At 43.3% G+C, this 20,985-nt stretch carries 14 protein-coding genes; 7 read left to right on the top strand and 7 right to left on the bottom strand.

Features of this window, described 5'->3' with window-relative positions; all coding sequences use genetic code 11:
* Position 1: 1 nt before the first annotated feature.
* The 6 genes from A3G19_RS01735 to A3G19_RS01710 form a co-directional block, all read right to left on the bottom strand.
* Positions 2–610: a nitrate reductase cytochrome c-type subunit gene (locus A3G19_RS01735; protein ID WP_015653674.1), complete on the bottom strand. Its 609-nt coding sequence runs from the start codon at positions 608–610 to the stop codon at positions 2–4.
* Complete coding sequence (gene napH, locus A3G19_RS01730) at positions 607–1,422, bottom strand: quinol dehydrogenase ferredoxin subunit NapH (protein ID WP_015653673.1); 816 nt, start codon at positions 1,420–1,422, stop codon at positions 607–609. Before napH ends, A3G19_RS01735 begins: the two co-directional genes overlap by 4 nt.
* On the bottom strand, positions 1,422–2,219 hold the full coding sequence (gene napG / locus A3G19_RS01725; RefSeq protein ID WP_015653672.1) for a ferredoxin-type protein NapG: 798 nt from the start codon (positions 2,217–2,219) through the stop codon (positions 1,422–1,424). The genes napH and napG overlap by 1 nt, the downstream gene beginning before the upstream one ends.
* A 5-nt stretch (positions 2,220–2,224) precedes the next feature.
* Complete coding sequence (gene napA / locus A3G19_RS01720) at positions 2,225–5,014, bottom strand: nitrate reductase catalytic subunit NapA (RefSeq protein WP_015653671.1); 2,790 nt, start codon at positions 5,012–5,014, stop codon at positions 2,225–2,227.
* Between the two features lie 157 nt (positions 5,015–5,171).
* The gene (locus A3G19_RS01715) at positions 5,172–6,071 is read right to left on the bottom strand and encodes a type IV pili methyl-accepting chemotaxis transducer N-terminal domain-containing protein (protein WP_015653670.1); all 900 of its coding nucleotides are present in this window, start codon (positions 6,069–6,071) and stop codon (positions 5,172–5,174) included.
* Positions 6,071–6,724, bottom strand: a complete 654-nt coding sequence (locus A3G19_RS01710; RefSeq protein WP_015653669.1) for a Crp/Fnr family transcriptional regulator — start codon at positions 6,722–6,724, stop codon at positions 6,071–6,073. Before A3G19_RS01710 ends, A3G19_RS01715 begins: the two co-directional genes overlap by 1 nt.
* 151 nt (positions 6,725–6,875) lie before the next feature.
* On the opposite strand from A3G19_RS01710, the gene moaA reads away from it, so the two are divergent.
* From moaA to A3G19_RS01690, 4 genes are all read left to right on the top strand, one after another.
* On the top strand, positions 6,876–7,841 hold the full coding sequence (gene moaA, locus A3G19_RS01705; RefSeq protein ID WP_015653668.1) for a GTP 3',8-cyclase MoaA: 966 nt from the start codon (positions 6,876–6,878) through the stop codon (positions 7,839–7,841).
* 33 nt (positions 7,842–7,874) lie between these two features.
* Positions 7,875–10,565, top strand: a complete 2,691-nt coding sequence (locus A3G19_RS01700) for an EAL domain-containing protein (RefSeq protein WP_294870258.1) — start codon at positions 7,875–7,877, stop codon at positions 10,563–10,565.
* Positions 10,566–10,755: 190 nt separating this feature from the next.
* A complete protein-coding gene (locus A3G19_RS01695; protein WP_015653666.1) occupies positions 10,756–12,504 on the top strand; it encodes a nitrite/sulfite reductase in 1,749 nt (582 codons plus the stop codon).
* 66 nt (positions 12,505–12,570) lie between these two features.
* Positions 12,571–13,836 (top strand): DNA polymerase IV, encoded by a 1,266-nt coding sequence (locus A3G19_RS01690; protein ID WP_015653665.1) that lies wholly within the window; start codon positions 12,571–12,573, stop codon positions 13,834–13,836.
* Positions 13,837–13,845: 9 nt separating this feature from the next.
* On the opposite strand, the gene A3G19_RS01685 is transcribed toward A3G19_RS01690, so the two are convergent.
* Positions 13,846–17,025, bottom strand: a complete 3,180-nt coding sequence (locus A3G19_RS01685; protein ID WP_015653664.1) for an AsmA-like C-terminal domain-containing protein — start codon at positions 17,023–17,025, stop codon at positions 13,846–13,848.
* Between A3G19_RS01685 and mltG the strand changes: the two genes are divergently transcribed.
* The 3 genes from mltG to A3G19_RS01670 all read left to right on the top strand — a co-directional run.
* Complete coding sequence (gene mltG, locus A3G19_RS01680; RefSeq protein ID WP_015653663.1) at positions 17,024–17,899, top strand: endolytic transglycosylase MltG; 876 nt, start codon at positions 17,024–17,026, stop codon at positions 17,897–17,899. The two genes, A3G19_RS01685 and mltG, sit on opposite strands and share 2 nt — an antisense overlap.
* 101 nt (positions 17,900–18,000) lie before the next feature.
* The gene (locus A3G19_RS01675; RefSeq protein ID WP_294870256.1) at positions 18,001–20,196 is read left to right on the top strand and encodes an NADP-dependent isocitrate dehydrogenase; all 2,196 of its coding nucleotides are present in this window, start codon (positions 18,001–18,003) and stop codon (positions 20,194–20,196) included.
* Positions 20,197–20,336: 140 nt separating this feature from the next.
* Positions 20,337–20,985: malate dehydrogenase (locus A3G19_RS01670; protein WP_294870254.1), on the top strand; the 649-nt coding region annotated here is incomplete at its 3' end.

The raw sequence follows: 20,985 nt of genomic DNA, 5'->3' as shown, positions 1-20,985 counted from the left end.
TTTACAAACCGTTTCCGACTTTGACGCCGATGTCGAGTTCATCAAGGAGATACGATTTGTTTTTATGTTTTTGCCCTTTTTTGTCTGTATAGGCAGGTTTAAAGGTATTTGCCACTTTTAAATCCCCTTTTGTCTGAGGAGCGTGGCATGCCGAACAGTTATAGCGCCCTTGCCATAGCTGCCCATGAAGATCTTTTTTAATGATTTGATCATCGCTTTCTGCTTTGAGATTATCATCATCATCGACCGATATTGCCGGTCTAAAACTGGTAAAGTGACTCTTAGGAATCGGTGTCGCTCCCATGTCTTTGGCAATCTCAGGCATATGACACCCGAGACACGAGTTGTTGTTTTTATCAATTTCCCCAAGGTCATCAATATCATGGGGAATCATAGGCGGTGCATTGGTATATGCACGATCAAACCGTTTTGACGTACCCGGAGCCTCTTTATTGTAATTCGTACCATTTGGGACAGCTGTATCTTCGGTATAAATATCGACTTTACGTAATCCCAATTGTGTTTCATCCACATCTGTATTAACAGCGTAAACACTGCTAATGATTAGTGAAGCAGCGACCAAGCTACCGATTAGTTTTTTTGCTTTCATTCCTCATCCTTTGGTTGTTTTAGTTGAGATCGGATTGAAAATCCGAGCGCGTTTTCTTGACAGACATCTACGCATCTGCCACAATTGGTACACTCACCCATAAGCACACTTTCGCTGCTGTGATTAATCATATGAAGCACCTCTTTTTCAGGGCATACGGTAACACAGCTGCGACAGTCAGTACATTTTGACGCATCATGCCACACACGAATCAGAGAAAAATTCCCGATTAATGAATGAACTGCTCCCAGAGGGCAGACGTATCCGCACCATCCGTTTTCATGCACCAGCAAATCAAATAAAAAGATTACGATCAGTGCACCGCCGCCCATCCCCATACCGAAGATAAGACCACGATGGGCCATCGAAATAGGACTGATAAGTTCAAATACCGCTACACCCATAAGGGCAGAGAGGATTAAACTCAGAGCCAAAATCCAATAGCGCAGCGATCGGCTCATATAAAACCGTTTTTGCACTTCGGAAAACTTTAATGCTCGACGCAGCCATGCGGCACTGTCGCTAATAATATTGATAGGACAAACCCAGCTGCAAAAAGCGCGTCCGCCGATGATTCCGTAAAAGATCGTTATAATCAGCGCACCCAGCAAGATGTCCATCCCTATGCTTGCCCCCGTAACGGCGATTTGCATCACCGCATAAGGATCACTCAGCGGGAGTGTTCCCAACACGGAGGAACTGCTGAGATTGCCTTGAAGGAATTTCCATCCCCACACATTGGCTCCTACGTAAAGAACCAACAGCGAGATTTGCGTTAAACGACGAAGGAGTAGATAGCGATAGTTTTTCATTACAGCTCTCCTTCATCATTCAGTGAATCGAGAGCGCTCTTTTCACTGATTTTCGTTTTGGTCACTTCATTGGAAGCTCCCTCTAGCCGTTTTTCATCGGCTTTGTCCCACCCTTTGATATAGTGGTCTCCCACTTTACCCATAGCCAAAGCTCTGGGAAGAATATGGATCGCGGCGATCTCGGTAACACAGGCATGTTCGCACAGCCCGCATCCCGTACAGTGATCCGCATGAACGACAGGTTTTAAAAATGCATGCTTGCCGGTACGATCATTTTTAGAGTGTTCGATGGTAATCGCTTCACCTAAAAGAGGACAGGCTCGATAGCATGCATCACACTGAATTCCCCATGTCGCGATGCACGAATTCTCATCGACCACCGCCAAGCCCATGCGCGCTTTGTTGATCTCCAAAACCGCTTTGTTTTTTACATAGCTGGTTACTGAGGGTTCATTAAGCGCACCGCTTGGACACACCGGAACACACGGAATATCGGTACACATATAACACGGGACAGCTCTTGGTGTAAAATAAGGGGTTCCAGTCGGGAGATTATCTCCCGGACGTGCAAGGATCAGCGTGTCGTAAGGACACGCTTCCACACACAAACCGCATTTGATACACTTTTGCATAAATTCCGCTTCATCCAATGCCCCCGGAGGACGCAAAACAAGAGGTGCCGCTTTCACTTCCCCCACATAAGCACTCCAGACCAAAGCCCCCATCGCACTAAGCCCGATCCCTCTAGCGATAGAGAGAAGAAAACGGCGACGATCATTAGGAGTTTCAGTTTTCATAATCGTTACGCTTTATAAATTTTGACCGCACATTTTTTATGGTCAACTTGTTTGGAAATCGGGCACGTATGATCCAAACATACTTTATTAATAAATACTTTTTCATCAAACCACGGCACAAATACAAGTCCTTTTGGAGGACGGTTACGGCCGCGTGTTTCAACGTGTGCTTTTACTTTTCCTCGGCGTGATTCTACCCACACCATTTCACCTCGTTTGACACCGCGTTTTTCAGCATCTGCGGGGTGCATATAACACAACGCCTCAGGAACGGCGCGATAAAGCTCAGGAACACGCATCGTCATCGTTCCGCTGTGCCAATGTTCGAGTACACGACCGGTACATAACCAGATATCATAGTTTGTATCCGGTACTTCAGTCGGCTCCATATAGGGGCGGAAGAAGATTTTGGCTTTGTTGTCCAAATTCACTTTCGCACTGTTCGTAACCCCTTGCAGATTTCCGGTTGGAATATCTTTGAACGCATGACCGTAAAACGCAAAGGCACCGTTAGCGGCTTTTTTCGCATACGGATCGTATTTCGCGTTGTAGCGCCAGAACGTCTCTTTGCCATCAACAACCGGCCATTTTAGACCGCGTACACGGTGATACGTATCGAAATCGGCGTAATCGTGTCCATGTCCGTCACCGAATTTGCGATACTCTTCCCAAAGGTATTTTTGCAAGAAGAAGCCATACCCTTTGAATACTTTGCCATCGCTTCCGACAACATTACGTTTGTCACCTTCAACTTCAGAGTTTTGATACCCTTTGCCTACTGCATCCGGCCATTTGAACGCTTTCGCACGATTATTGGCAAATAGCACTTCATAAAGGGTTGCATTTTCATCATAACCCATTGCTTTGGCTTTACCCATCACATCCGGCAATCCGCCATCGAGTCCCGGAATTTTTTGTGCTCCCCATACCTCTTTGATCGTAAAGCGTTTGGAAAGTTCAACAAACTGCCACGTATCGGACATTGCATCCCCCATCGGAGTCACTTGCTGTCTCCAATGCTGGGTACGACGTTCTGCATTACCGTACGCTCCCCACTTTTCATACATCATAGCACTTGGCAAAATCAAATCCGATACTTTTGCCGAAATCCCCGGATAACCGTCAGAGGTCACAATGAAGTTGTCCATTGTACGTGCCGCTTTAATCCAGTGTTCCGCATTACCGGTATCTTGATACGGGTTACAGACGCTGACCCAGGCAAATTTTACTTTACCGTCTTCGAGATCACGGTGGATTTGGGTAAAGTGCGATCCCATTTTAGGGTTAATCGTCCCCTCTGGAATTGTCCAGATCCCCTCTGCCATTTTACGGTGTGCAGGGTTCATGACCACCATATCCGCAGGGAGACGATGGGCAAATGTTCCTACTTCACGCGCTGTTCCGCATGCAGATGGCTGACCGGTGAGTGAGAATGCTCCATTACCCGGTTTTGCTTGTTTTCCAAGGAGGAAGTGAACCATATAGGCTTGTTCATTCACCCATGTTCCACGTGTATGCTGATTGAATCCCATAGTCCAGAAGGTCAAACATTTACGTTTTTTCTCGATGTAGAGATCGGCCATTTTTTGAAGTTTTGCTTTGTAATCGGCAAGACTTTCATCCGAATCACCTTTGGAAACTTTGGCTACATAATCGAGAGTGTAAGGTGCAAGCCCTTTTTTAAACTCTTCGAACGTGATTTTCCAGTGTTTATTCGCATCTCCGCTGTTTTTCATCTCCAGCGTATCACCCGCTTTATACCCTAAATACCCGAGACTGACCCCCTCATCGGCGGTAAGAACTTTGGATTTTTGTTTGGCTGCGGTATCGAGCTCTTTTTTACCGTATTTCGGATGGTTGATATCTTCTCGAAGACCGTATCCGATATCTACAGGACCCGTTGCAAAGACGATATTTTTATCCAAAAACTCTTTGTCCATCGCTTCGGGATGATTGTAAACAATTTCACGGGCGATATAGTTCCAGATTGCCAAGTCGGTATTCGGTTTAAAGATGATTTCGACATCGGCAAGGTCCATCGTGCGGTGTTTGTAGGTTGAGAGAACAACCACTTGCACTTTATCGGGGTTACTGAGTTTACGATCACTGACTCTCGACCAGAGAATAGGGTGCATCTCCGCCATGTTCGATCCGAAAGCAACGATTGTTTCGGCGAGTTCAATATCTTCATAACAGCCTGATGGCTCATCAGCACCGAAAACGTTCATAAATCCGGTTACGGCTGATGCCATACACAGACGTGCATTCGGGTCGATGTTGTTGGTACGGAAACCTGCTTTCATCAATTTGAGTGCGGCATGTCCTTCCATCGCTGTTTGCTGACCTGAGCTGAACATTGCAATACCGGTTGGCCCTTTTTCTTTCAGGGCTGCTTTGATATGCACTTCCATTTCATCAAAAGCACGCTGCCAGCTAACCGGTTTGAACTTCCCTTTTTTGTCAAACTGACCTTTATCATTCATACGTAATAACGGTTGCGTAAGACGGTCGGCTCCGTACATAATCTTTGCATTAAAATATCCCTTAATACAGTTAAGACCACGATTAACCGGAGCCAATGGATCCCCTTTGACCGCAACGATGCGATCATCTTTGGTAGCCATCATAATTCCGCATCCCGTTCCGCAAAAGCGGCAGGCCGCTTTGTCCCAACGCCATCCTGCTTGTCCCTGGAGCGCTGCCGCTTCGACCTTGGCAGGAACTGCCATTCCAATCGCTGTCGCTGCCGATGCAGCAGCGGCACTTTTTAAAAACTCTCTTCTATCCAATGACATAAAAGCCTCCTTAGTGGAATCAATGTTATCCATTGTTATTAATGGATACAGTACGTTACCTTGATGCTATGATATAACTCATGCACTTCAACAATTATAAAGAAATTAAAAAAGAAAGATATTGACTTAGGTCAAGAAAAAAGAAGGATTGAAGTGCCTACGAGGCACTTCGAATAGAATTGGCTTTTTCGAGGTTGTTTTTCAGCTTTTTAAGACGCATTGAGGTTTGATGCAGCTCTTCGCTGACTTGGATCATGACATCTTCATTTTGTTCCAAGATGGCTTCGGCTTCAGGGGTAGAAGCAACCAAAACAGCGGTTGCAGCTTCACTCTTTTCGACCGCTTCGGTTGCACTTTGGAGCGCTTCTTCAACATTCCGTAAAAAATATTCAATATGCGAACATGCGACATCGAGTTCATTTCCCTGACACTCTAAATTCTTTATACCGCTGATCGTTTGCGAATGATTCAAAAATTTGTCAAAATTTCGTTGAATTTCCAATGTGGTACGTGCCATATAGAGAATGATTCCAAACGATATGAACGCTAAAAAAATCTGAATACGATGGGCTAACAATCTTTTTCCCATCATTGCATCTTCGTATTGGCTCACGGCCTTATCCATTAATAATAAGGTTTGATCTCCGCTGTCATAAATGGTTTTGAGATCGAACAGGTTGTGATCTCCCTGCAAATAGCGGTCTATCAAGCCCCCCATCCGATTCCAGTGCGCATGAACTTCCATCATTGTTCTATCGATTTCATCATTTGAAAATCCGCGATAATCCGATGCTGCCATGTTGAGCTGTTTAAAATTGGTATCAAACTCCGCACGGGCAATCTGTAGCCGTTCATATGCCCCTTCTTCATCCACCAGAAGGCGATGCAGTTCTAACACCGTACGCTGGGACAGCATTCTTTGTTTTCCGGCGGTATTGATTACTTTTGCATCCAGTTTTTGACTGGAATTCAACCAAATATCGACCAATATGATCGTTATGAGATTAATAGATAAAATAACTACGATCCATCTAACTTTAGTGGATATGGACTGCATCAGAGTGCCTCCTTAAAATAGTGAGATAAATCTTCTTTTTTTAATACGACTGTTTTCTGGTTTTCTTCAGAAATTAATCCCAACCGGATAAATTTCGCCAAAACACGTGAGAGTGTAGCGGGTTGAATGTTTAAACGATAAGATATTTCCTGTTTTTTTAAACTGTTATAAAGTCCCAAATGATCAGAAAGCATTTTAGCTACTTTTGCCGTGACATCATACACCATTCCCATACTGATCATGCAATCCACCATCTCCTTTTGATCGGATAAAAGGTTTACTAAATTGATGAGCAACTGGTTCTCTTTTTTGACCACATCTTTAAAAAGTTTTAAATCAAAAGAGATAACCTCACTGGGAACCATGAATTCTATATTACTAAAACAGCTGATGATATCACATTTTAGAGAACCTATATTGGTTAATAAGGTTTGGTCCGATAAAGAATATAAAAATATTTCACTGTCAAATCGGTCAACTTTGTAAAATTTAGCTTCGCCCTTTATTAAAAAATAGACTCGGTTCAAATCATCTTCTTCATACACTAGAATCTCGGATGCCCCATACGCTTTGTACTTAGCTGTCTGATTTAATGCGATCAATGATTCAGGATTGCTTTGTTTGAAAAAGTCAAGACGCTCTGTTAATAGCATTCTGTATTGCCTTTTTTTATAGTTAGATTATCAATAGTAACACACATACACGGGTAATATCTTGATTTGTATCAAGTAATTTTGGTACGGCACTAGGATATTATCAACATTACAAACGCTAATGGCATAATGAAATATAAAGGGTGACACCATGCTGCAAGATTCTTTTGGTAGAGAAGTAACGTATTTACGGGTATCCGTTACCGAACGGTGCAATTTTCGATGTCGTTACTGTATGGCCGAAAAACCGTTCAGCTGGGTTCCTAAAGAGAACCTGCTGAGCTATGAAGAGCTTTTTGCCTTTATTAAAATCGGTATTGACAACGGTATCCGAAAAATCCGACTGACCGGCGGAGAACCGACAACGCGCGAAAACCTCGATGAATTGATCGCGATGATTCATACGTATGCTCCCGAAGTCGATATCGGACTCACAACGAACGGGTTTTTATTGCCGGCGCTGGCTCAAAAACTGAAAATTGCGGGACTTAAACGGGTCAATATCTCTCTTGATTCACTTGAACGCGAAACGCTCCATTATATCGTTCAAAAAGATGTATTGGAACAGGTGAAAGAGGGTATCCGAGCGGCAGTAGATGCGGGATTGTCGGTAAAGATTAACAGCGTGATTTTACGGGGAATCAATGACCACGAAATTGTCCCTTTATTTGCGTACGCAAAAGAGATGGGGGCACAAATCCGATATATTGAATACATGGAAAACTCCCATGCAAGCAATGCGCTTAAAGGACTTCGAAGTGATGAAATTATCGATACATTAGGCAAATCCTATCCTTTTATCCCGATTAACAAAGAGGTGAACGGACCGGCAGATCTGTATGAAACGCTTGATGGATATCGTTTTGGAACGATCGAGCCGCATCGACATGATTTTTGTGCGACGTGTGATCGCCTACGGCTGAGCGCTGAGGGCGATTTAATCGGATGTTTGTACTTTGAGGGGGCGAAAAGTATTAAAGAGGCGATACGGGACGGAAATACTAAAAAAGCGACCGAAATCCTATCGGATGTGGTGTTTAACAAACCCGAAAAGAATTTTTGGGGTACTGAAAATGTAGAAGTCTCTTCACGTGCCTTTTACCGTACCGGAGGATAACTTAATCAAGCGATTGAGTGGAAGGGAAAAATAATGAATAAATTTCATATCAGAATTGGTTTAATCGCATTGGGAGTTGTCATCGGAATATGGAATTTTTACATTTTAGGAATTGAATGGATAGCGTATCAAGAGACGAAACGCTCCTATTCTCAAACACGCGCATTGATTCAATTTTCACAAAGTATAGGTGATTTTGTCCATGAATCTCAAAAAGAGCGGGGATTAAGTGCCGCATATCTGGGCTCAAATGGTGATATCGAGTTTAAATCTAGGTTGAAGAAACAGCGGCTTCTCAGTGATAAAAAGTTTTTAGCACTCCTTCAGAGAGTGAGAACGTTAAGTCGCTATTCTTTACCGGCTACTTTCCATCAATCGATTCAAATGTCAATTGAGAAACAAAAGCAACTGGGCGATATCCGTGAACGGGTCTTCAACCTTGAAATCAGTGCGTCCGAAGAGATCGATTTTTATACCGAACTGAATGCCAATTTTTTAGGATTACTCCCATTATCGGCCAAATTAGCACCGACTCGTGAAATTGCATTGCGATTGTACGACAATACATTGCTGGTGGAGTGTACCGAAAAAGCAGCCATCGAGAGAGGAACTCTTGCGAATATTTTTGCTGCCAAACGATTTGAGCCGGGAATGTATGAAAAAGTAATTTCGGTTCATGCTATCCATCAAAGTTGTAAACAATCATTCATTGATAAAGCGTCCAATAACGAACGAAATTTATACAATAGCTATTTTTCCCATACATTATTTCAAGATTCTCATCGTATATATGAACAAGTCCTCAGCGGTGATTTTTCGATGGGGGCTACTAAATGGTTTAACCATATGACTGTCAATATCGATCAGTTAAAAACCCTGCATGAAAGATTTGATCAGCTGCTTGAAGAAGATCTGTCCCGATTAGAGAAAAAAACGCTCTTAAAGCATGAAATTTTTTTAGTCGGCTCTTTCGGTTACGGATTTTTTATGCTTTTGGGGGCTATCTATTTAGTCCAGCAAATGTTTGCGATGATCAATACGCTCCGAATCTCATCGGTCGTATTTGATTCCAATGAGGGAGTTTTGGTTGCCGATATAAACGGAAAAATCATGCGGGTGAACCCTGCCTTTGAAAAGATCAGCGGCTACAGTGAATCGGAAGTTTTAGGATTGACACCGGCACTCTTAAAATCGGGACTCAACGATAGCCAGTTTTATAAAGATATGTGGGATTCACTTATTAACAAAGGGTTTTGGAACGGAGAAATCTACAATCGCCGTAAGAACGGAGAAATTTATCCGGAATATCTAAGTATCTCTGCCGTTCGAGACGAATATCGAAACATTACCCATTATGTCGGAATTTTTTCCGATATAACGGCTAAAAAAGAGAACGAAGAGCGTATCAATCGATTGGCTTTTTACGATCCGCTGACGCAGCTCCCCAATCGCAGATTGCTGTTTGAACGTTTGGAACATGCGCTCGTAAAAAATGAAAGAAATAAAACCTACAGCATGGTGGCTTTTATCGATTTGGACAATTTTAAAATTGTTAACGATACCAAAGGACATTTGGTAGGCGATGACTTACTGAAAGAAGCGGGAAACCGTCTCCTCGAAGCGATACGTGCTGAAGATACTGTAGCCCGTTTAGGAGGGGATGAATTTGTTATTTTGATTGAAGATTTAGGACCTTCTCGTGAGCAGGCTTTCAAAATCGCATCCGATATCGGCAGCAAAATATCCCTCTCTCTCCAAAAACCGTTCGAAATACACGAAGAGCTTTTCTTTGTCACCGGAAGCATCGGAATTGCTATTTTAGATAATTATACACAGACCGTGAATGAGATTTTAGCGCAGGCGGATACGGCTATGTATAGTGCCAAAGAGTCAGGAAAACATACTTTCCGTTTCTTCGATTCCGCACTTCAGCAAAAAATGTTGAAAAAATTAGAGTGCGAAAAAACACTCTTTAATGCACTGGAAGAGAACCAGTTTCAACTCTTTTACCAGTTTCAATACAACCATCAAAATGAGATAAGCGGAGCAGAAGCACTCATCCGATGGTTTCACCCGGAAAGAGGGATCGTCTCCCCCACCGAATTTATCCCTATTGTCGAAGAAAACGGCTTTATCACTGAAATAGGTAAGTGGATTATTGCCGAAGCGTGCAGAACACTGCATGAGTGGAGTCATGATCCCATACGAAAAAAATGGACGCTGTCGATCAATATCAGTCCGAAACAATTTTTGGACGAATCGTTTACGAGTGTATTATTAGATAATGTAAATAGATACGCACTCCCGCCTTCACTCCTTCGTTTGGAAGTGACCGAATCATTGCTGATCAATGATATTGAAAAAATTCAGGACATTATGTATCATCTTAAATCGCATGGATTTACCTTTTCGCTTGATGATTTCGGAACCGGGTATTCGTCATTATCCTATCTGAACAGTTTTCCTTTCGATGAGTTAAAAATCGATCAGTCGTTTATCCGAAATATGGAAAATGATCCGCATGCTTCTGCGCTGGTTCGGGCAATCATTACGATGGCGGAAGTACTTGGGCTGGAGATCGTAGCCGAAGGAGTTGAATTGGCTGAACAACATACAATCCTCCAATCTATCGGCGGTATTCATTATCAAGGGTATTTGTTTTCAAAACCCGTATCAAAGAATGAGATGCAGTCTGTACACTCACACGAATCCTCAGACGTTTGACCTATATCAAAGCAATTCATTTAACAATCCTCTATAATTATCGAACCATAAAATAATCTTCCCCTATCAGGGGTTGATTCAAGCAGTATGGTAAAAAAATGACCTCCTTCATCTAGCTTCGATTCAAAGCACTGTACTGTTTGACTCAACTCATAAACATTAAAAACCAACCTAATCATCAGGGTACAATATGGAAATGACGGAAAAAAAATTAAATAAACGTGAACGCCATAAAGCTGCACTCTCTCCTATCGAATATTATCCTCAAATAGAGACTTTGGACTTTAACAGTATCAGCGAAGGGGACATCTTTTATTTACAGGATTTCGGTATTTTTAACACCCCTATCGAAGAGGAAGCGTATACCCTTCGTTTACGTATAACTGCAGGGCGGATTACCATCGCTCAACTGCGAGCCATTGCCGACATTGCTAAGCGCAATGAGCTTGAAATTATTTTGACCGCGCGTGCCGGTCTGCAATTGCATGGGCTAACTTGCGAGAATGTATTGCAGATATATAAACAGATCAACGAAATCGGGATTACAACATGGCAAACTTTCGGCGATAACGTACGCAACATTGTGAGTGATGTGTATGATGGACGAGGGTGTATGAGTGTGATCGAGACCTATCCTCTGATAATGCAAATGCAGGAATATTTTCTCAAAACTCCCCGTCTTGTCGGTATGCTGCCGCGTAGAATATCCACAGGGATTTCGGGCAACAGTGCCAATGTCACCTCATTTTTTGCCAATGATCTCTATTTCGCATTGGCAAAGAGAGAGGGTGTTTTTGGGTTTAATGTCTATATGGGGGGTAAAAATACCGAGATCGCCCGCAGTGCCGATATATTTTTGCTTCCCGATGAGGTAGTATCTTTTTTCAAAGCCTTTATCGAAGCATTCAACAAGCATGGATTGCGATTTACCCGAACGCGAACACGCCTGTTTCACCTCCTCGAAGAGATCGGAATGGAAGCTTTTGTGGAATATGTCGCACACGAGTACAAGCAATCTTGGCAAAAAGCGGGCGATTTGGTTCTGGAAAAAGGGCTTTTTTCGAAATATCAGCGGCTTAAAGACGGCAGTTATGCATTTTGCTATGAGAGCAATTTCGGGCGTATCAGTGCCGAAGAGTTGATGGCTATTGCGGATTTTGCCGAGACACACTCTGCCGAGGTACGATTAAGTACGGATCACAATCTTTATATTCTCGGATTATCTCAGCCATTCTCTCCTTTTGAACATCTCAAAAAGAGTCAAACTATCGTAGCGTGTGCGGGGAGCCAATATTGCCCTTACTCGTTCTGGGACATTAAAGACGATGCGCAATTGCTCCCTTTGGAGAAAATCAGTGAGCATCGTATTCAAATAGGGATTTCAGGATGCGCAAAAGGGTGCGGCAGACACCAGCATTGCGATATCGGGCTCATCGGGCTGCGTACCAATAATTTCGGCAATACGGACAAAGGGGCACGGATCTATCTCGGTGCCGAACACTCCGCAGGGATCAGTGTCGGACGAGAACTCTTTGAGATGGTTCCTCTGGAACATATCCGATCGGTGATAGATCTTATTATCCATGAGTATGAACAAAGCGGTTGTGATACGTTTGAATCTTTTTCTACACAAATACTAAAGTGCTATTCCATAGAATTTATTGCATTATGGCTCTTGATAAAATTGGAGAGCGGAGCAATAACCCCTTTGTACGCGATGGATACTCTTGAGCATGTTGCTGAAGAGTATCGTTTTATGGCAGAAAAAGAGCGCTTAAGCGGATATTTTTCGACGGCAGTTTTAGCACTGATTGAGGATGATTTTAAGGATGCAATACGTCAGATGAGCAAAAAACTGTGGAGCGTCGGAGAAAGCGACCCGCAGATTGCTCCGCAAATTAAAAAACTTCTCGTCAGTAAAAAATACTGGGAAGTTTGAGATATATTTCATTTCATATAGACATAAATTGGCAATTATTTTTCAAGGTGTTATATTCTTCGATGTATGATAATCCATTTAGATCTTGACTGTTTTTTCGCCTCTTGTGAACGTGTCCGTAACCCCTCTTTGCTGGGGAAATGTGTTGCGGTCGGAGGGAGAGGCGATCCTTTTATTTTTGACAAAAAAACCGTACCCGCTAAAAAACTGATGACCCTCAATTCCGGGGCGTTTGTCCCCTCGCTGTTTCATGCTGAGCACGATAGCAGTAACTATTTTAGAGACGGCGATACGATACGCGGCATTATCACTACGGCGAGCTATGAAGCTCGTCGCTACGGTATCAAAACGGCCATGAGTGTTCACGAAGCACTGAGACTTTGTCCTCACCTCATTGTCCTTCCTCCCAACCATCTTCTCTATCATACGATGAGCCATGAATTGATGGAGTACCTCTCTACCGTAGTACCGGTGATGGAGCAATACAGCATCGATGAGATGTTCGGGGATTTGCGAGGGTGGATTGATGAAGCGGATACCTACGAGTTTATCCGACACCTCCAGCATCAGATAATGTTGCAGTTTAAACTTCCGGTCTCGATCGGAGCGAGCCGCTCCAAATGGATAGCAAAACTTGCCACCTCAGCCGCCAAACCTTATGGGGTTCGTGTCATTTATAGCGATGAGATTGAACCGTTTGTTCGCGATATCGGTATCGGTGAATTTCCGGGTGTCGGAAAAGCGTATTCGCTCAAAATGGAACGCTACGGCATTAAAACCATCGGTGATGCGTGGAAATCGCAAACCCTGATCCAATCATGGGGCAGGGGAGGCATGGACCTGTATGCGAGGATGAGAGGGTGTGATAACGAAGCGGTGCAAGCGAGCCGATCCCGAAAAGGGATAGGGATATCACGATCGATGGATCACCCCATAAAAGAGAGAGAGGAACTCTATCGGCGCATCCATATCTTGGTACGTCATTGGAGCCATACGATTATGAAACTGGGGGTCAATCCTACCACCTACGCTTTTTCATTGGGGTATGAGAATTGGGGGCATTCAAAAAAGCAATTTACCCTTTATCGCCTTTTTAATGAAACATTCCTTCAAACTTTTACGATCGAAAAATTTAAAGAGCTTGATATCTATCCCCATATCAGTGTCCGCTATATCGCTATGAGTGCTACCAAATTTATCCATCATGATCCGAAAAGTTTTGATCTGCTTGAAATCCAAACGGATACTAAAATGCGCAATCTGACCGATGCTTTGACCAAAGTGAGGGATAAATACGGGATGGATATTGTTCGTGGAGGAGGGGAATTGTAATATTGGAAATTACTTTTTCTTCTTATCATCCATCATCCACAAAAACGGATACACAACCGTCCGTTTGAGAATATTAAACGGAGCCGTGGCAATCTCTTTGGCAATCGCCGTTTCGACTTTAGGATCATCGAGTTTTCCGCTGAGGGTGAGGGTTGTGGAAAGAGAACCGTCCTCCCCGAAGAGGATATACCCCACCATCGGCACTTTTCCCAGAACGGAACCCAGATCGGTTTTAAGGGTCAGCGTACCATTGAGTATTTGGGCATTCAGATCAGCACGCCCTTCACCGAGAATATTCATCTCAGGAGAGTTCAGGGTGAAATTATCGACATTCACAATACCTTTATTATAGGCAAAATGGGCATATCCCTCTTTGACCGGAAGTCCTTGTCTGTTGTAGCTTGGGAGTGAAAAGGTCGCTAATGAGGGGACGGTATTGACAAAGGCGAGGACATTGTTGAGTACCTTATAATCTTTTAAAATCGTATTTTCAACCCGCATAACCCCTTCAAATGCGTCGGCTTCTCCTTTAGCCTGAAAGGAGAATTTCCCTCCGCTAAAATCACTGAGGGCAAAGAGATGCTCCATAAATTTATCGTTGAATCCGTTTCCGTCAATATAAAAGAGGCCGTTGCGTATTTTAAGCGCGGCGCTTCCCCCCATGTGGTAGAGCGAAGCATCCAAATCATCATTGTTTAATGTGGCTTCCATTCGATCAGCGACAATTTTACGTCCTTTCATCAGATAGAGGTAGGTATTGGAGGTGTGAATGCGAATCGGGGGCGTTTGAGAATCTCCCTTGGATGAAGACTCTTGATTCGGTTGATTGGCGATAAGAAAAGAAAACAGCTGCGGGACATTGATACCGATGTTTTTAGCCTGAACATCGATTTGATCATCGCGCCGATTGATGATTAGACGATCATTAACCCGAATACTCGTCCGTCCGTCTTGATAGAGACCGCTAAAGTGATACTTGGATACGGCCTTATCATTAATCATCATCAGTGAATAAGGGTATTCGATCGTACCGTTAAAGGTATATTGCGAGTTTTCAGGAGTATAAAAAAGGTTAAGATTTCCCTTTTCAACATGATATTGACGCAGAATAGGGGAGCGCATCGAGAGCAAGGCTATATCATCCAGTGTAATTTTCCACCCATTTGGGATGGTCGAAAAATGGGCTTTAAGAGCATCAGAGTCTAAAATTATCTCTTCACCGGAGGCATCGAGTGAGAGTTGAAGGGATTCTTGTGCGTCAACGAGAGGGGATATTTTAGGACTGAGCGGAATCATATCGTTGATTCGAATGGACCCTTTGAGCGTATCGAGCGATAAGTGACCGGTGAACTTTCCTTTCAGTAAATCACCTAAGACGGCTTCAATTTGCTCAAATGCAATCTCATTCCCATCCATACTCGCATGGAATGGGGATAAGAGTAGTGGGAGTTGATGGATACTCCATGCCGAGGCGTGTGAAGAGCGGAGCGTTGAATGGTTGTGATCGTAATGGATATCGATGTTAAAAGGGGCATGCGTGAGCTGTATCTCTCCCAATTTAAAATCATTGAGTTCAATCTGTATATCCGTTTGCTTTTTCGATCCGTTAAAATACCCGTTGATTTTTCCATGAATAGTATTTGAGAGGCTGAAAGGGACAGATTGGAGAGAACTTGTCGCATTGCGATAGTCGAATGGGGCACGAAAGGCTTCAATGTCGAGTTTCTCTCCCAGTACGTTCCAGCGTGATGGCATGATGCTGAGAGAATCTCCTTTGGGAGCAATGATGTATTTAACACGCAAAGGTTCACGGGAATCCCATAAACTCAGCTGTTTTTTGTTCCCTAAGGGTACGATATCATAGGCATCAATCGATACCGACCCTTCTTCGCTGGAAGCGTCATATTCCCCTTTTACCCGTGCGTGAGCGACATCTTCACCGTAATGGGCCGTAAAATTGTCGAATGTAACCTTGTTTCGATTGACATTGACAACTCCCCCTTGCGTTTTTAGCGGTATCTGGTCCAAAAGTAATTCCGAAGCGGTAGGTCGAAAGATCCCTTTTACAACAGTATCCAGGCTATGCAGATTGATAGAGAGATTCAGATCCACATCACATTCTCCCGAACTTTGCTGAATCGGCAGGTGAATGTCATAAAAATTTAAAAGATTTGTGATCGGAACATTGAGTTTGGCATGCGCCGTCCGTATTTGAGCATCCAGCATAGTGTGAGGGGTCGTAAAGTCAAGAATTACACTGCTGTTTTCGGTTGGGAGAGCATAAAAAGTCCCGCTTTTTGGAAGAATGTGAAGTTTGCCTACGCGGTAGTACAAATCGATACGGGGAGATTTGATAGGTTCGAAACCTTGTGCAAAGGTGTATTCTCCATTGAAAATAGTCGCTTTGGCTTGCAGCCCCTTGATAAGTTCTTCGGGTTTATCGTAATGAAATTTACCTTCAAAGCGTTCAAGAGTGATTAACGAAGCTTTGGCATAGTGAGTTATCCACGGTTGAACTTCAGGATCAACATCTAAAAAATCGATGATCGGTTGAACGCTGCGCAGCGGCTCATCGGTATGAAGGGCAAACATCAACGAATCGGTATCTCCGGATGCTTTGATAATGAGGGGAGGAGTTTGGGGAAGGTTTAGGCTTATATTAGTATGTAACCGTTGTTGCGGGAGTTCTACCGTTAAATTTCCGCTAATGAGCGCACCGTTGAGTCTGGCATGGGGCAATGATAGTTTAAAGAGATTTTCATTGAGGGAAAAAGTGCCGTTGTAAGAACCATTTTCATCATATAACGTAATTTTGCCGAGGGAGTTTTCACGGTAGTGCAAAGAGAGGCGAATGGACTCATATTGAATAGTATCAATATCGATTTGCTTTACCCAGCGCTGAGTATGCCGAATAAGGGGAGGAAGTTTTCCCAATGGCTTTAGGGTAAGAGGAAGATTGTCACGTTTAAACGCGCTCAGATCAACTTTTGAAGCACGAATCAGGAGCCCATTTTCCCATTTGAGATATAATTTCTCGATTTTGAGTCCATTAAAGCTCAAACGATCACAATTAATACCTTCAAGCAAAGCGATAAACGTGAAAAAGCCTAGAAAAAAAGTAAAAAATAAACCAAAAAGAATGTACCTATGGGTTTTGGGAATAATATTGGTGATAATTGTCTCTTTCATGACCTACCTGTTCTCTACCGTCACATCACCAAAAATCGTCTATATCCCGCAAGGTTCCGTATTTAAAAGTATAGCACACCTCCAAGATGAAGGGGTAAATCTCTATAAGATTGATGCCTTTATTCTCCGTTTGCTCGGTCAGCCTCAGCAAGGGTGGATTGATCTAAAAGAGGAGAAAACAAGCCGTATCGAGTATCTTTATAAATTGACAACGGCAAAAGCGGCTACTCGTGCTATTACCTTGATCCCCGGAGAGACTACGGTCATATTTTTACGTCAACTTAGTGATGAACTTTCACTCGATATGAATCTTCTTCAACGTGCGTATGAAAAGCATGCCCCTTATAAAGAGGGGAGTTTTGTACCGGATACCTACAGTATTCCGAATGCGATCAGTGAAGAAAAACTGATCATACATCTTTTAAATGAGTCGGAACAAAAGATGAGAATCTGGGCAGATGAGTATAAGAAGCCGTATAATAAAGAAAAATGGTTACAAATTGTAACAAAAGCATCGGTTATTCAAAAAGAGGCTGCATCATTGTCCGATATGCCGTTTGTTAGCTCCGTGATCGATAATCGGATAGAAAAAGGGATGCGTCTTCAAATGGATGGAACCCTTAACTACGGTGAATATTCTCATCAAAAAGTGACGGCGCGTCGAATACGCACGGACAAAACTCCCTATAATACGTATAAAAACAAAGGTTTGCCTGCCTTTCCCGTCTGTAATGTTTCCAAAGATGCCATCCATGCTGCACTCTATCCTAAACACACGGATTACCTCTATTTTGTCCGAGGCAAAAATGGTGAACATGTGTACAGTAGTTACTTTTCTACACACCATCAAAACATAGTAAATGCTACAAAATGAAACATATTTCTAACTTTTTGCGCTTGTAGTATGGGCAAAGTGAAAAAATGTCGGACGTAAGTGTTATGATGCTTTCATAAAAAAAATAACAGGAGAACCTGATGGCAAAAATCATTTGGTCAGTAATTGATGAAGCACCGGCACTAGCGACCTATTCGCTACTTCCAATCGTAAATGCATTCACACAAGCCGCAGGCGTTGAAGTTGTAACAAGTGATATTTCACTTGCAGGTCGTGTTATCGCAACATTTCCAGAACGTATGAGTGACGCTCAGCGTATCCCCGACAATCTTGCACAGTTGGGCGTTATCGCTACACAACCAGATGGTAACATCATCAAGCTCCCTAACATTTCAGCTTCAATTCCTCAATTGAAAGCATGTATCGAAGAACTTCAGTCTCAAGGATACGATCTTCCTTTGTATCCTGAAGAACCAAAAACAGACGAAGAAAAAGAGATTTTTGCACGTTACGCAACGTGTCTCGGTTCAGCGGTTAATCCGGTTCTACGTGAAGGTAACTCAGACCGCCGTGCTGCGGTTGCGGTTAAAAACTTTGCGAAGAAAAATCCTCACAAACTACGTGCTTGGGACGAGGGGTCAAAAACTCGCGTTGCCCACATGAACAGCGGTGATTTCTATGCGAATGAGCAATCAATCACCAAAAAAGGTGACGGTAAAGTGACGATTTCACTTAACGGTAACGTTCTCAAAGAGATCAATGCGGTTGATAGTGAAGTCCTTGATGGTACATTCTTGAGCACTAAAGCATTGCGTGCGTTTTACGCTGATGCGATTTCTGAAGCAAAAGAGAAAAACATCCTTTGGTCGATCCACCTTAAAGCAACGATGATGAAAGTAAGTGATCCGATCATGTTCGGTCATGCGGTATCGGTATTCTTTAAAGATGTATTTGAAAAATATGCGGCAGAGTTCAAAGAGATCGGAGTTAATCCGAATCTTGGTCTTGGTGATTTGTACAAAAAATTGGCAAAACTTCCTGCTGATAAAAAAGCGGAAATCGAAGCGGCTATTATGGCGGTTTACCCGACTCAGCCTGCAATGGCGATGGTAGACTCTGACAAAGGGATCACAAATCTTCACGCTTCAAATGATGTTATTATCGATGCTTCATTGCCGGTTGTGGTACGTGATGGCGGTAAAATGTGGAATCCTGCGGGAAAAGTAGAACAATGTATCGTTACGATTCCGGATCGTTGTTACGCAACCATGTACTCTGAAATCATCGAAGATTGTAAAGCAAACGGTCAATTCGACGTAACGACGATGGGTTCTGTCTCTAACGTCGGTTTGATGGCTCAAAAAGCGGAAGAGTACGGCTCACACCCAACGACATTCGAAATCGCGGAAGAGGGTGTAGTCACTGTATCTGATGATAGCGGCGTATTGATGAGCTTCAACGTAGAGAAAGGCGATATCTGGCGTATGTCTCGTGCGAAAGATATCCCGATCAAAGACTGGGTACGTCTTGCGGTTGAGCGTGCAGAGATCGAAAACGTTCCGGTTGTGTTTTGGTTGGATGAAAACCGTGCTCACGATGCTGAAATTATCAAAAAAGTAAACGCGTATCTTCCTGAATTCAATAAATCAGGGATTGAGTACCATATTATGGCACCTGAAGTTGCTATGGCGTTCTCTTTGAAACGTGTACGTGCAGGGCAAAATACTATTTCAGCAACGGGTAACGTTCTTCGTGACTATTTGACTGACTTGTTCCCTATCTTAGAACTGGGAACATCGGCTAAAATGCTCTCTATCGTTCCTCTCCTTGCAGGCGGAGGATTGTTCGAAACGGGTGCGGGCGGATCGGCTCCGAAACACGTTGAGCAATTTGTAAACGAAGGTCACCTTCGTTGGGATTCTTTGGGTGAGTTCTTGGCTCTTGCAGAGTCACTTCGTCACATTAACAAAACGAAAAAAGATAACAAATTGTCTGCTCTTACAGCGGCATTGGATGAAGCAAACGCGGCGTATTTGGATAATAACAAAGAGCCGTCACGTAAAGCGGGAGAGCCGGATAACAAAGCAAGCCATTTCTTCTTGGCACAATACTGGTCAAAAGCATTGGCTGAGCAAACAACGGATGCAGAGCTAGCATCTCGTTTCGCTCCAATTGCAAAAACTTTAGTTGATAATGAAGCGAAAATCATGGAAGAGCTTCTTGCAGTAGAAGGAAAAGTTCAAGAGATCGGCGGTTATTATCACCCTGATATCGCGAAAGTAACAGCAGCAATGCGCCCAAGTGCGACATTGAATGCTATTATCAGCGCAATCTAAATTTTTGATTCCGGTTCGCCGGAATCGTTTTTTATCTGTAGAGGTTCTCTATAGATAAAAGGCGATTCAATCGTCTTTTACTTCTCTGATTATAAAATGATAGAGAGTATGTAGTAATTTATGACACAAGGAGTAAAGTGATGATTAAAGGAAAACGTGTCGGTATCGTAGGTGCGGGGAACGTAGGTTCAACGGTCGCTTACTCTCTTGCAATGCTTGGTTCATGTCATGAAATTATTTTGCGTGATAACAAAATCGAAATCGCTCGCGGGAAAGCACTGGATATGTCTCAAGCGGCTGCGGCAGTACGATCTCATACGGTTGTAAGTGTCGCTGAAACGATGGCAGATATGACCGACTGTAATGTGGTCGTTGTAACAGCTGGAAGTCCTCGTCTTCCGGGTATGAGCCGAGATGATTTGTTGATGATTAACGCTAAAGTAACCCGTGAAGTTATGGAAGGGGTTGCCAAATACTCTCCTAACGCAATTGTCATCATTGTTTCAAATCCGCTCGATGCAATGACCTATGTAGCCCTCAAAGAGAGCGGTTTTGATCGCAGTCGTGTCATTGGTATGGCGGGAGTACTCGATAGCTCACGTATGGCAGCCTTTATCCAAGAAAAATTGGGTTACGGCGGAGGTCAAATCCGTGCATCGGTTATGGGTGGACATGGCGATGATATGGTTCCCTTGCCGCGTTATTCGACGGTAGCAGGTGTTCCTCTCTCAGATGTACTCAGCCAAGAAGAGATTGATGAGATCGTTCAGCGTACCCGTAAAGGGGGAG

The organism is Sulfuricurvum sp. RIFCSPLOWO2_12_FULL_43_24 (genome assembly GCF_001829605.1).
GTDB lineage: Bacteria > Campylobacterota > Campylobacteria > Campylobacterales > Sulfurimonadaceae > Sulfuricurvum.
Note: the sequence above shows the minus strand (reverse complement) of the source record. Positions and strands in the feature narration are given on the sequence as shown.

Coding starts and splice junctions, on each gene's coding strand:
- A3G19_RS01695 (WP_015653666.1), top strand. CDS start 10,756: ATGGAAATGACGGAAAAAAAATTAAATAAACGTGAACGCCATAAAGCT.
- A3G19_RS01675 (WP_294870256.1), top strand. CDS start 18,001: ATGGCAAAAATCATTTGGTCAGTAATTGATGAAGCACCGGCACTAGCG.
- A3G19_RS01735 (WP_015653674.1), bottom strand. CDS start 610: ATGAAAGCAAAAAAACTAATCGGTAGCTTGGTCGCTGCTTCACTAATC.
- A3G19_RS01690 (WP_015653665.1), top strand. CDS start 12,571: ATGATAATCCATTTAGATCTTGACTGTTTTTTCGCCTCTTGTGAACGT.
- napG (WP_015653672.1), bottom strand. CDS start 2,219: ATGAAAACTGAAACTCCTAATGATCGTCGCCGTTTTCTTCTCTCTATC.
- A3G19_RS01685 (WP_015653664.1), bottom strand. CDS start 17,025: ATGAAAGAGACAATTATCACCAATATTATTCCCAAAACCCATAGGTAC.
- moaA (WP_015653668.1), top strand. CDS start 6,876: ATGCTGCAAGATTCTTTTGGTAGAGAAGTAACGTATTTACGGGTATCC.
- A3G19_RS01715 (WP_015653670.1), bottom strand. CDS start 6,071: ATGCAGTCCATATCCACTAAAGTTAGATGGATCGTAGTTATTTTATCT.
- A3G19_RS01710 (WP_015653669.1), bottom strand. CDS start 6,724: ATGCTATTAACAGAGCGTCTTGACTTTTTCAAACAAAGCAATCCTGAA.
- napH (WP_015653673.1), bottom strand. CDS start 1,422: ATGAAAAACTATCGCTATCTACTCCTTCGTCGTTTAACGCAAATCTCG.
- napA (WP_015653671.1), bottom strand. CDS start 5,014: ATGTCATTGGATAGAAGAGAGTTTTTAAAAAGTGCCGCTGCTGCATCG.
- A3G19_RS01700 (WP_294870258.1), top strand. CDS start 7,875: ATGAATAAATTTCATATCAGAATTGGTTTAATCGCATTGGGAGTTGTC.
- mltG (WP_015653663.1), top strand. CDS start 17,024: ATGACCTACCTGTTCTCTACCGTCACATCACCAAAAATCGTCTATATC.